At 41.1% G+C, this 12,710-nt stretch carries 9 protein-coding genes and 1 tRNA gene; 1 reads left to right on the top strand and 9 read right to left on the bottom strand.

Annotated features, from left to right (window positions below; genetic code table 11):
• The first annotated feature begins 129 nt into the window (after window positions 1-129).
• Window positions 130-209 (top strand) — tRNA-Leu (locus EQG61_RS03545).
• 207 nt (window positions 210-416) lie between these two features.
• On the opposite strand, the gene EQG61_RS03550 is transcribed toward EQG61_RS03545, so the two are convergent.
• From EQG61_RS03550 to EQG61_RS03590, 9 genes are all read right to left on the bottom strand, one after another.
• Window positions 417-1,178, bottom strand: coding sequence for a glycoside hydrolase family 16 protein (locus EQG61_RS03550; RefSeq protein ID WP_129460510.1), 762 nt, complete (start codon window positions 1,176-1,178; stop codon window positions 417-419).
• Between the two features lie 7 nt (window positions 1,179-1,185).
• Complete coding sequence (bglX, locus tag EQG61_RS03555; protein ID WP_129460511.1) at window positions 1,186-3,408, bottom strand: beta-glucosidase BglX; 2,223 nt, start codon at window positions 3,406-3,408, stop codon at window positions 1,186-1,188.
• Window positions 3,409-3,413: 5 nt separating this feature from the next.
• Entirely contained in the window at window positions 3,414-5,171 is a 1,758-nt protein-coding gene (locus EQG61_RS03560) for a cellulase family glycosylhydrolase (protein ID WP_129460512.1), read from the bottom strand.
• Window positions 5,172-5,315: 144 nt separating this feature from the next.
• On the bottom strand, window positions 5,316-6,773 hold the full coding sequence (locus tag EQG61_RS03565) for a glycoside hydrolase family 30 protein (RefSeq protein ID WP_129460513.1): 1,458 nt from the start codon (window positions 6,771-6,773) through the stop codon (window positions 5,316-5,318).
• 11 nt (window positions 6,774-6,784) lie between these two features.
• The gene (locus EQG61_RS03570) at window positions 6,785-8,224 is read right to left on the bottom strand and encodes a glycoside hydrolase family 30 protein (RefSeq protein WP_129460514.1); all 1,440 of its coding nucleotides are present in this window, start codon (window positions 8,222-8,224) and stop codon (window positions 6,785-6,787) included.
• The gene (locus EQG61_RS03575) at window positions 8,221-8,985 is read right to left on the bottom strand and encodes an endonuclease/exonuclease/phosphatase family protein (RefSeq protein WP_235829019.1); all 765 of its coding nucleotides are present in this window, start codon (window positions 8,983-8,985) and stop codon (window positions 8,221-8,223) included. The genes EQG61_RS03570 and EQG61_RS03575 overlap by 4 nt, the downstream gene beginning before the upstream one ends.
• 138 nt (window positions 8,986-9,123) lie before the next feature.
• On the bottom strand, window positions 9,124-10,170 hold the full coding sequence (locus tag EQG61_RS03580; RefSeq protein WP_129460516.1) for a glycoside hydrolase family 16 protein: 1,047 nt from the start codon (window positions 10,168-10,170) through the stop codon (window positions 9,124-9,126).
• A gap of 55 nt (window positions 10,171-10,225) precedes the next feature.
• On the bottom strand, window positions 10,226-11,182 hold the full coding sequence (locus tag EQG61_RS03585) for a hypothetical protein (protein WP_129460517.1): 957 nt from the start codon (window positions 11,180-11,182) through the stop codon (window positions 10,226-10,228).
• Window positions 11,183-11,194: 12 nt separating this feature from the next.
• Window positions 11,195-12,706: a RagB/SusD family nutrient uptake outer membrane protein gene (locus EQG61_RS03590; protein ID WP_129460518.1), complete on the bottom strand. Its 1,512-nt coding sequence runs from the start codon at window positions 12,704-12,706 to the stop codon at window positions 11,195-11,197.
• Window positions 12,707-12,710 lie beyond the last annotated feature (4 nt).

The following is a 12,710-nucleotide window of genomic DNA, read 5'->3' on the forward strand; positions in this document are numbered from 1 at the left end:
TGTGTGTTGTGCAATTCGAGGTGCAAATTTAGGAATTAAATTCGACTAGGGAAGGATATTTTTAAGTATTTTTTTATTGTTTATTTTAAATTTTGATTACATTTGCACCCACAAAACACTAAAATCCATGCCCGGATGGCGGAATTGGTAGACGCGCACGACTCAAACTCGTGTTCTTAGGAGTGTGGGTTCGATTCCCACTCCGGGTACAAAACCTCTCACAACGAGAGGTTTTTTTTATTTCTTTTTTTGGGCGCGTCCCGGTCTGGCCTAGCGGCTGCCACCGGGTCGGGTTATCCGTTACAAGCTGCCTCCTCCTGCGTCGTCTGCAGGCTTTCCACTGCTACCCCTCGCGCGAAACTGCACAAATCATAACCTATTATAAAAAAACCGCTCTTTCAAGAACGGTTTCTATTTTATTGATAGACTCGAATGTAGTCAATTACATAGCGTTGCGGAAATATTGTATCATCGACTTCAGGTCCGCCAAAGTTGCCCCCCACCGCCATATTCACAAGTATAAAAAACTGCTGATCAAAAGGCCAGACTTCGGGTGTGCGTTCTTTGGGAGCAAACACATATACAGATTGATTGTCCACAAAAAACTCAATCTTCGTGGCGTCCCATTCTACTGCATAGGTATGAAATCCCTCTTCTATGGTTGGAAATTCAGTAACCTTACTACTCGCATGATCTCCATGATTGGCCGTAGTATGCAACGTAGTATATACTTGATGCGGATTTTTACCGACATATTCTAAGATGTCAATTTCCCCACAAAGTGGCCATCCCACTTTTCCAATGTTGGCGCCCAACATCCAAAAGGCCGGCCAAATGCCTTGCCCAACGGGAAGTTTGGCACGGGCTTCAATACGACCGTATTGGAATTCCTTTTTTCCTGCCGTTGTAATTCGCGTCGAAGTATATTTATTTCCTTCTTTACGCGCTTCTATCGTTAAATAGCCATCTTTAACTAGATGATTGGTTTGGGTGTAAATCTCTCGTTCATTATTTCCCCAGCCGCACACATTGGGACAACCATCTCCCAATTCGTAATTCCATACCACAGTATTGAGTTGGGTACCTTCAAAGTTTTCTTCCCAAACCAATTTTCTTTCTTTTTGTTGGCCCCAACTGATTTGGGACAGCATGAAAAGTGAGACGATTATTTTTTTCATAATAAATTTATTTAACCAATTCAAAAGTAGCGTGTAAACGGATATCCTCAGAAGAACTTCCTAACATTAACTCAAAAGCACCCGGTTCGGAAACCCATTCCAATTGATCATTGTAAAACGAAAGGAGTTCATTGTCCACAGTAAACGTAATCGTTTTTTGCTCACCCGGATTTAACTTAACCTTTTGGAATCCTTTCAATTCTTTAATTGGGCGAACGACAGATGCAAAGGGATCTTTCAAATACAATTGTACTACTTCTTCACCGGCATATTTGCCAGAATTGGTCAGTGTAAAGCTCACGGTAATTGACCCTTTAGATGTAAGTGATGGTGCTGATAATTTAAGATCGTTGTAGGTGAATGTTGTATAACTTAAACCGAAACCAAAAGGAAATTTTGCAGAGTTGGGTAAATCAATATACGCCGATTTATAGATTTTGTCGTTGTCATCTTTGGAAGGACGTCCCGTACTAAAATGGTTGTAGTACAACGGAATCTGTCCTTCGTCTCTCGGGAAGGTCATCGGTAATTTACCTGATGGATTGTAATCGCCAAATAAGACATCGGCAATGGCATTTCCGGCCTCTGAACCCAACCACCACGTATACACAATCGTAGGCATATTGTCGGCAATCCAATTGAAAATCAAAGGTCGTCCGGCATTAATCAAAACCACAATGGGTTTGCCTGTTTTTTGTAATTCTTGAATGAATTCCTCTTGAATGCCAGGTAAATGAATGTTGCTGCGACTCTTGGCTTCACCACTCATGTCATGGCGTTCTCCAATACTTACAATCACTACATCCGATTGTTTGGCAATAGCGATGGCTTCTTCAAAACCAGAACGGTTATTTCCTTCAATATCACAACCTTTAGCATATAATAATTTGGTGTTTTTACCTACTTTTCGCTCCAAACCTTCCCATTGCGAAACGATATAGGTCGAATCCACATCTTTCAAATCAATGGACCAAAACCCATGATTATTGCGTTTGGGTTTGACCATCGGACCGATAAAAGCAATGGTTTTGGTGTCTTTTGATAACGGTAAAACATTTTGTTCATTTTTCAATAAAACAATACTTTTTGCAGCGATTTCTCGCGCTACTTTCGCGTGTTCGGGATTATTTAATGCTTTTTCTTGTCGCTTGGCATCACTGAATCGATAAGGGTTGTCAAACAATCCCAATTCAAACTTTTTACGAAGAATACGACGTACCGCTTCATCCACAATGGACATCGGTACTTTTCCTTCTTTCACGAGTTCGGCTAAATGATACCGGTAAGCATTACTTTCCATATCCATATCATTGCCCGCTAAAATGGCTTTTTCAGCGGCTTCTTTATTGTCTTTGGCATATCCGTGAGCGACCATCTCTCCAATGGAACCCCAATCGGAAACGATGAATCCATCGTATTTCCATTTGCCTTTTAAAATATCACGTTGAATATAAGCATTGGCGGTAGCCGGAATTCCGTTTAAATCGTTAAACGAATTCATGAACGTGGCCACACCAGCATCTACACTCGCTTTAAATGGTGGTAGATAGGTTTCCCACAACATACGGTTGCTCATGTCGACCGAGTTGTAATCCCGGCCACCCACAGCGGCACCATAACCTACAAAGTGTTTAGCACAAGCCATTACCGAATTTAAGTCCCCTAGTTTATTTCCTTGAAAACCTTTGACCCGAGCATAGGCAATTTTTGAACCCAAAAATGTATCTTCTCCAGCGCCTTCCATTACGCGGCCCCAACGGGGATCACGAGCAATATCCACCATAGGAGCAAAGGTCCAATGCACCCCACTTGCCGCTGCTTCAGTAGCAGCAATTCGGGCGGATTGTTCAATCAAAGGCAAATCCCAACTCGCTGCCTCTGCTAACGGTAGGGGAAAGGTAATTTTATAGCCGTGAATCACATCTAGGCCAAAAAGTAGGGGAATCTTCAAGCGCGACTGCATGGCCAACTCTTGGTATTTTCGCGTGCGATCTGCGCCCATAACATTAAGCATGGAACCCAATTTCCCTTCTTTGATTTCTTTTTCTTTGTTAGGATTAATAACCAAAGGCCCGGTTGGATTGGCATCATTGGTATATTGATTCAACTGACCGATTTTTTCCTCTAAGGTCATTTTGAGCAATAAATCGTCAATTTTTTGTTCGGTGGTTTTTTGACCGATGGCAATATTTACCAATAAAAGTCCGAGGCTTAAGATGCTTTTATTCATAGTTTTTATTTTTTTCTTCTTTCGAAGGTGATTTCATTAAGGGCACAATTTCCGTTTTCGATGACTAGTCGTATTTTTTGCATTCCTTTTTTTAAGGTTATCGTCGATGTTTGTGTTTGCCACTTTGGAGTAGTTGCATTTGATGATAATTGCAGGGAAGGCGAAATGCGATTTCCTTCAGCATCTTCAAAATGGATTTGACCATCATTATTCGTAATTGAATAATTAACTTTTACGTTATAGGTATCTGAAAATTGAACAGCCGCAGTATATTGTACCCATTCTTTGGCTTCAGTATGGGTTATGGCATACACGGTTTTGTTATTTTCAGTAAAGGAACTAATATCCACGCCATCATTGCGGTAACTATCGCCAGAATTCCAATCGTTCCGTTGGTTATCAGACACCCAATAGTTCCCAGAAACCGTATCGTAATAGGCGGTATTTATCGGACCTAAATCGTAATCTTCGGCTTGGATGGTTCCGGGAATAGTATGGTTTTTAAAAGGAATACTCTTATCCGATTGCACTTGACGGAACATGGCATCCAAAACATCATAGCGAATGGTGACATTTTCCAAGCGATAATTGTTGACGATTTCGTTCAAATCATTTTGAGCTGATTCGGGGCTTGGTTTAGACGCTTTGCCGTTCCAATATTCGAGCAAGTTTTGGTAACCAGTATTGGTTGTCACCGAAGTGATACCCGCAATGTTTTCAATTTTCTTCATGGGCCAAAATGCCCAACCGATGTTATGGGTTTCCATAAGTTTGATCGCATCACGAAACCAAACGTTGGAGTTTTCTCCACTTTCCCCCAACCAAATAGGAACATTGTATTGCGTGCGGTAATCCAACATTTTTTGGATGCTTTGAACATTATTATGGTTCCAGTATTTGTGAAAACTCAGTGCCATATTTTTGTCCCATAAGGGAAAAATACCGTCGTAATTATTACCCCAACAATTTCCTTCAATAATGATGAGGTGATTGGTGTCGACACTGCGAATGGCTTCCGTAGTGCGTTTCATGAGTTCGCGCAACGGACCGTTTTGGGTTTCGTCGCATCCATTTTTATTCGTTCCCGTAAAGTTCCAATTGGGTTCGTTAATGATGTCATAGCCGCCAATCCAGGGTTCGTTGCGATAACGTTCGGCTATTTTTTTCCAAAGTGCAATCATTTTATCTTGATTGGCTTGTGCTTGCCAAAGCGCGGGTTTAGTGGTGTCGTAATCCGAAATATTGGCATCATTTCCTTGTCCGCCGGGTGCGCCGTGTAAATCAAGTATGAGATAGATTTTATTAGCGGCACACCAGCGAAGGAGATTATCGGTTCGTTGAAATCCTTCTTCGAGCCATGTTTGTTCCCCGAGAACGGGTTCTTTTTCTATAGGAAGTGTAAAAAGGTTATAGTGCATTGGAAGTCGGATCGAGTTAAAACCCCAATGGGCTAGGGAATCGACATCGCGTTTGGTTACGCCATTGTTACGAAAGGTTTGGTACCATTGAGCTGTGGCTTCTTCCCCAAGAACTTCCACTAATTTTTGACGGATAGCAAATTGGGGTCCGGCAAAATCAGCGGTTTTAAGCATATATCCTTCTTGCAGCATCCAGCCACCGAGGCCGAGACCGCGCAACAGTACATTATTCCCTTTTCCATCGACGATACGTTGCCCGTCTTGGTGCAAGAATCCTTGACCAAAAACGGTAGTGATGGAGAAAAGTAATGTGCTACTAAAAGCAAATAGGAATTTAAGTTTCATGCGTGATGTTTAATGCGCGGTGAGTCGGTTGATTTGAAAAACTCAGCGTGTTTATTAGCCCCGATTGACCCGATAGCTCCCGAAGGGACTAAAGGGGAAAGCGGGAAGATAGGTGTTTAAATACTAGAACGTTTGCTCCAAAAATTAATACATCAACGTTTGAATGGCGCGTGCTGGAATGGCAATTGTTGCCGCAGTTGTACCGATGCACAATTGGTATTCTACCGGTTGGTTGCTTTTATTAAGCACCACGGTAACCATTTTCCCGTTGGGATTAAGGAATGAAGTCGTTAACAAATTACTTCGGCTAGCCACGCTACTTATGCGTCGGGCCTTTTTTTCAATGAATTTAGAAAAATGACCGATGATATAATAAGCTGGGGTATAAATGATTTGATTGGTCGAAAGATCGGCGTGAACGGGAGCGAAGCAAAAGTTTTTCACATGATTGGGTCCGCCAAACTGATCCAATAGAATGTTCCAATCCGTCCAAGCGACGGTTCCGTTATTGAAATCGTTGATCATGGATTCGCCGTAGATTTCCCCATTGCGCCATAATTGGTAGTTGGCCGCATCAAATTTTTCTTTGCACCCTTCGGTAAAGATTAGGTTTTTATGGGGATACAATTCATGGACAGCTTTTACATTATCAAACATGGGTTGGCCACCGCTCCAGGTTTCGTACCAATGGAAACCAATGCCCCAAACGTATTTTGCAGCTTCGGGATCGTCGAGAATTGTGGTCGCTCGTTGCACCATAAGATCGCGGTTGTGGTCCCAAGCAATTATTTTTTTAGAGCTAAGTCCGGCTTTTTGGAGTGTTGGCCCCAAATAATATTTTAAAAAATCGCGTTCTTCTTCTGCAGAAAATAGACACGACTCCCAAATTTGAGTCGCCATGGGTTCGTTTTGTATGGACAGACCCCAGATTGGCAATCCTTCTTTTTCAAGTGCGTTGATGTATTTAACATAATAATTAGCCCAAGATTGACGAAATTCTGGAAGTAATTTTCCGCCGTGAAGCATGTCTTTGTTGTCTTTCATAAAAGCGGGTGGCGACCAGGGACTGATATAAAAAGTCGCCTGATTGCCAATCATTCCCATTGCTTGCTTGATCAGCGGAAGTTTGTATTTTTTATCGTGAGTGATATCGAACGTTTTGAGTGCGGCGTCACCTTCTTGGATGTAAGTGTAAGAATCAGAACTAAAGTCGCAACTGTTCATGTTTGTTCGAATAATAGAATATCCGATGCCGTTGGTTTTCGAAAAATAGGCGGTTAGAAATTCGTTTTGTTTTTCTTTAGGAAGTTGGGCAAAAACTTCAGCACTAGCATCTGTGATTGCACCGCCTATGCCCATGAACGATTGAAATTGATGTTGCGGTTGCACAAAAACACACGTTTGACGTTCTACGGGTTGGCGCAATTCACGGAAAGTAGCGGTACCTGTTGTAGTTAGTTTCAATTGCGTGCTATCGGCAGTAGTAACTATAGTGATGGTTCTGTCTTTTGTAGAAAAGGCAGGAGTTTGTTTTGATTTTTTTGTTTGCGCAGAAGTAACGAATGATAGTACTGACGCAAGGATAACAATTGACTTTTTCATGGGAACATGATTTAGAAAATATAGGTGGCGACATCCCCGGGGGTGAGGCTGACAGTGACCCATTTTCCGTTGTATTTAATATTGAATGTTTCAGAGTTTGAGCCGTCATTAACAGCAACAAGGACAATTTTTCCTTGTGGTGTTTTGAAAGCAACGTTAAAAACGCCACCCACTTGATTGGAAGCGATGCGTTGCGAACCGGTAGGTATAAATTTTGAGGCATGTGCTATGATATAATAGGCAACATTGCGTGTAATATTTTCCGACCCAGATAAAGTTAAGGCGCCTTTGCATTGTGTACATCCACCTGGAGTATGCGGGTTGTAGTTGGGGTCATTGGCTAAGTTCCATTCTAGGGCAATTTTACTCCAATTGCGCATTGAGCCGATGATTACGTTGCGAAGGTGCCAACGGAGATCGCCGTCAAAAGAACCTGTAGATCCTGTCCATTGTTCGGTGAAATAGACATTTTTTGTTGGGTAGGCATTATGGACTGACCCTAAGGCGCTGATGTCGCCTGCGTATAAATGGAACGCTGATCCATCAACAAAAGGGCGAGCGGCAGCATCGTTTAATATTTCTAGAGGGTATTCGGGTTTGTCACAATTGTGGTCGTAACAAATAATTTTGGTGGTAATTCCAGCTGTTTGAAAAGCAGGTCCTAAGTGGTTTTTAATAAAATCAGCTTGTTGCGCAGCTGTCATATATAGACTAGGATTGTTTCCTGGATGTAAGGGTTCATTTTGAATGGTAATCGCATCAATAGGGATGTTATTTTGTTTCATTTGTTGGATATACTTCACAAAATATTGTGCGTAAACACTATAATATTGTGGAAGGAGACTGCCTCCAACAGAACTGCCATTGTCTTTCATCCAAACGGGTGGCGACCAAGGCGATCCAAGAATTTTGATGGTTGGATTAATCGTTCTAATGGTTTGTAAAAGTTGGATAAGCGCATTGTCTTGTGCTAGACTAAACTGAGTAAGGTTTACATCGGTTTGACCTACGGGTAAATCGTCATACGAAAATACTGAGCTACTTAAGTCGGATGCACCGATACTTATTCGTAAATAACTAATTCCAATTCCATTAGCGCCGGAACCAAATAATTCTTGTAACAACTCTTGTTTTTTAGTAGCGCTGAGTTGGTTGATGAGTTCGACACTTCCTCCCGTTAACGTATATCCGAAGCCATCGATGGTTTGGTACGTTTGATTTGAATTAATTTCGAGGGTATTGTATTGATTGTATTGGGTGTCAAATGCAAGTGCAGTGACTTGTTTTTCTAATTTTTTAGAGCCATCGGCTTTGGTTAACCACAGATCCACTTCGTTGGTAGTTGGAGTCACTGGATTTCCGTTTCCTGAATCTGAGGAGGATTGTGAGCAAGCACAGGAGAGTAGGGTACAAGTAGCAAGTAAACTTGCAAAAAATAGAGCGCGTTTCATTGGTTTAATTCAATTTGTATCCAAACAGGGAAATGGTCTGAAGGAAAGCGTTTTTCATGTTCCGTTACCAAGACTGAATACTGTTTAATAGTACATTTTTTTGGAGACACAAAGATGTAATCGATGCGCTCTTGAGGGTTATAGTTGTATTTGAATCCGTTAAAGGTGGATTCTGGACCTGATTTTAATTTTGGATTGATGTCATAGGAATCGTTGAGGTGTTTTTTAACTTCGGCAATTCGGTTTGACGAGGGCAACGTATTCAAGTCCCCCATAAATAGCACGGGAAGGTCTTGCGTATTTTGTTCGGCTATGGTTTTTAAAATGAGTTGGATTCCGTTATCTCTAGCCATTTCACCCATATGATCTAAGTGGGTGTTGAAAACCCAAAATGATTTTTGCGTTTTTACGTCTTTTAAGAGTACATACGAACACACCCGATTACAGGCGGCATCCCAACCTTTGGAAACTATATTTGGGGTTTCTGAAAGCCAAAAAGTAGCTTCTTTTTCCAATTGAAATTTTGATTGGTTAAAGAAAATGCAGCTAGCTTCTCCTGTTCCGTTACTTTCACGGCCGATACCTGATCTCTGATAATTAGGAAGACGTTCCGCCAGATCATCAACTTGATGGGGTAGAGCTTCTTGAAAACCAATAATATCTGGATTGGCATTACGAATTTGTTCGCCCATAAAATCTTTGCGGTAATTCCATGCATTTAGTCCGTCAGAAGCAACATCCAATCGAATGTTGTATGTCATGACATTGAGCGTTTGGCTATTTCCCCACAAGGAAAAGAAAATAAGGAGAAAACTAATTTTTTTCATCTTACGTTTCTGCCACAGCTTCTGCATTGGGGTGCAGAAGCTATGTGCAGTAAAACTAACTTAAACAAAATATTACTGAAAAACTCGTATATAATCTACTTCGTAAGTCGAAGCGTTAAAATTAGGGTCAATGGTACCTCCAAAATTTCCACCCACAGCACAATTCAAGATGATAAAGAAATTGTTATTAAAAGGTAGTGAGGCACTGTTATTAAAAGTATAGTAGAGCTGATCGTCTACATAAAACTTGATTGTTGAGGCGGTCCATTCTGTGGCATAGACATGGAAATCCGTAGTTGCATTTGAAATGACTACACTTCCTCCGTCTGCATTTCCTCCTGAATGGTTCGGATGGTGAAGGGTACCGTAAATTCGATTAAGATTATTCCCCACATGCTCCATGATGTCGATTTCGCCACAAGCGGGCCATCCTAAACTTCCGATGGAATTTCCTAACATCCAAAAGGCGGGCCATGTCCCACCACCAGCAGGAAGTTTGGCGCGCATTTCCACGCGACCATATTTCAGGCTGTATTTGTCTTGTGTTTTGATACGTGCTGAGGTGAATGGACTACCTAAATAATTCTCTCTTAGGGTTTTAATTTTTAAAAAGCCACCTTCAACAATTACATTTTCAGGGCGTGATGTATAATATTGGGATTCATTATTACCCCAACCACCTGCACCGATGTCATACCCCCATTTATTAGAATCAGGCGCTCCATTAGTATTAAATTCATCAGACCACACCAATGTGGGTGTCACTAAAACCGTAACATCTACGCTGGTTGATATGAAATTAGTACCGTTGTAAGCTGATGCTACTACGGGATACGTATTCGTTCCTAGGGAAGTAAAAGAATATTGAAAAATACCATTTGCGGCATTTAATATTTGGCCGTTTATAGCAATTTTATAATCCGTTGCATTGGTTGCAGATACGGTAATTGTTACATCACCACTGCCATCACCATTGGGTAATGCGGCGGTTGCACCAATTTTAGTCACTTGTATTTGAATGTTGGAAGGCGTGGTGCTTCCGTTGTTTCCTCCATCTCCGCTATCAGAACTACAGGAAATAAGAAGGAAAAAAGAAAATAAGGCAATCAGTTGTTTCATAGCTTTAATTTAAAAAGTCCGCCCCAAGGTCTCCGATGAGGCGGACTGTGTCATTTTAATACGATCTTAAAGTAAATGTCCACCAACCTTCAGTAGAGCTCCACGATCCGTAATGCATAGTTACAGTTAACAAATCGTAGTCTCCAGCAGGATCAGTTACATGCTGCATACTTTTTACATCATAAGTAATGGATGTTGCTGTTGCACCGTTTGGTGTTTCATTGTCATTGATTGCTTTTTGGATACCAATATGTGCACCTAAGCCAAGTAATTTAATTTGACCTAAACCATAGTGACCTCCTGTTGGAATAACAATAAAATTAAAGTTACCACTTCCCCAAGGTGCTTGTGCAGCCGTGTAGTTTGAACTAGGTTGACAAGTATATCCGGGAGAATTTCCTAAATAACCATCGGAGTAAAAGTCCCCTTTGTCATCGAATACAAAATCACCACCTGCGTTAAATGTGAATTTGTATTCATCATTAAACATACAAGGACGGTCGATTACTTCTTGTGCACCACTGGCCCACCAGCTTCCATCTCCACCAGCCCACTGACTTACCCACATGGCGTTTGGTGCCGGATTTAATTTCCATGTTTTTGTACCACAACCGGTTAAAAAGCCGATTACAGTACCGTTACAAGCATTGGGGTCATTTTGAGCAATGGTTACAGTCTTGGTTACAGTCGTAATTCCTCCTTGAGCGGCTAACATCATTTTTACTTGATAGGTGCCAGCAAATGTGAAGTTCACCGTTACATTATCCCCCTTTAAGTCGCTTGAACCTAAATTCAAAGCAGGAACTTCCCAATAAGCTACCCCAACGGATGAAGAGGTATTTTTTAAATTAATGGAATTGGGATTTGATGGTGATGCATTTGTTGTAAAATCGGCATTAGGTAAACTGCCTAATGATGGATTGTCTTCGTTACATCCGGTCAGGAGTAACCCCAGCAAAGCCATACCTAGTAAAGCTTTTGGTGCTGCTAAAATTGTTTGTATTTTTTTCATAGTCAATGGGTATTAATAACCTGGATTTTGAACAATTTGTGTGTTTTGTAATTCTTTGTATGGAATTGGGAACACTTCATTTTTACCGGCTACAAAGCCACGAGAACTTAATTTAGAAGCGGCTTCACCCCAACGAACTAAGTCAAAGAAACGGTGTCCTTCACCCGCTAATTCTTTACGGCGTTCTGTTTTGATGGCATCCATGGATACAGGAACGCTTGGTAAACCAACACGAGCTCTTACTGCATCTAATAATGCTTGAGCACGAGCGCCAGTTCCGCCTAAAGCTTCGGCTTCCATTAAGTACGTGTCGGCAAGGCGAATGATGTAGGTGTCTTGTTTGTAGTTTAACACCGCATCCCCTTGACCAGTAGTTACATCTGATTGACGAGGTACAAATTTGTTTAAGAAGTACCCAGTGTCTTGGTAACCTGCAATGTAATCAACATCTCCATTTTGTTTCATGGTTTTTAAATCCAAGATGGTTGCATTAAAACGTGGATCACTTTGCAATACATTGTATAAGTCTTGAGTAATCATGTTAAAACTCCAACCAGAAGGAAGATCAGGTGCTGTAGCATTGATACGAACATAACCACGAGGTCCACACATTACATTCAACGTATTCCCTTCATCTTGACCTGAACCCCAAATACCCCAGTAAGAATTACCTGCACTGGTATGAGTCGCTTCAATAATTGATTCTGTGTTGAATTTATTGGTAGTTACCCATAAATCACTGAAGTTATTTAAAAGCTTATAGCCATAAGAGCTAGTACTTCCTGGCGTACCATTAACATCTGCCAATTGAGTAGCTGCTAATGCATTTTTGCCCTGATACAAGTAAACTTTACCTAACATTGCTTTGGCACCACCTTTTGATAATCTTCCCAATTCCTCAGAAGATAGAGTAGTAGGTAAAACAGCAATGGCATCTGTTAAATCATTTTCAATTTGTGTGTACACTGCTGAAGGAGCTGCTTGTGGTTGGCTATACATATTCCCAGGCGTTAACTGTTCTACAATTAACGGGATGTTTTTGAACATGCGTACTAAATTGAAATAATAAATCGCACGTAACGCTTTTGCTTCTGCGATGAAACGATCTTTTTTAGCTTGGCTCATGTCTGCACCAGGAACACGTGCAATTAGAATATTGGCACGGGTAATTCCTTGGTAATGATCATTCCAAAAACTTTCTGGAATGGTGGTTCCACTCATGGTGAAATTTGAAAAACTTTGGATTCCCACACCGTCAGTTGCACCACCACCACCAGCGTAATGGTCGTCAGAACCTGCATTCATCATGGCAATCATGTTTTCAAAACCACCAGAATTCTTTTTCAAAATATCATATACAGAAACCAAACCACTGAAACATTCCGCTTCGTTTCTATAATAATTTTCTGAAAGCGATAATCCTGCATCATTTGGATCGAGTTCCAAATAATCCTTACTACAAGAAACTAGCGATAAGGCTACGATTCCTGTTGCAAAACCAATTTTTATAATTTTATTTTTCATATCA

It is taken from the genome of Flavobacterium stagni (assembly GCF_004122105.1).
Taxonomy (GTDB): Bacteria; Bacteroidota; Bacteroidia; order Flavobacteriales; family Flavobacteriaceae; genus Flavobacterium; species Flavobacterium stagni.

Coding starts and splice junctions, on each gene's coding strand:
- EQG61_RS03550 (WP_129460510.1), bottom strand. CDS start 1,178: ATGAAAAAAATAATCGTCTCACTTTTCATGCTGTCCCAAATCAGTTGG.
- bglX (WP_129460511.1), bottom strand. CDS start 3,408: ATGAATAAAAGCATCTTAAGCCTCGGACTTTTATTGGTAAATATTGCC.
- EQG61_RS03560 (WP_129460512.1), bottom strand. CDS start 5,171: ATGAAACTTAAATTCCTATTTGCTTTTAGTAGCACATTACTTTTCTCC.
- EQG61_RS03565 (WP_129460513.1), bottom strand. CDS start 6,773: ATGAAAAAGTCAATTGTTATCCTTGCGTCAGTACTATCATTCGTTACT.
- EQG61_RS03570 (WP_129460514.1), bottom strand. CDS start 8,224: ATGAAACGCGCTCTATTTTTTGCAAGTTTACTTGCTACTTGTACCCTA.
- EQG61_RS03575 (WP_235829019.1), bottom strand. CDS start 8,985: ATGACATACAACATTCGATTGGATGTTGCTTCTGACGGACTAAATGCA.
- EQG61_RS03580 (WP_129460516.1), bottom strand. CDS start 10,170: ATGAAACAACTGATTGCCTTATTTTCTTTTTTCCTTCTTATTTCCTGT.
- EQG61_RS03585 (WP_129460517.1), bottom strand. CDS start 11,182: ATGAAAAAAATACAAACAATTTTAGCAGCACCAAAAGCTTTACTAGGT.
- EQG61_RS03590 (WP_129460518.1), bottom strand. CDS start 12,706: ATGAAAAATAAAATTATAAAAATTGGTTTTGCAACAGGAATCGTAGCC.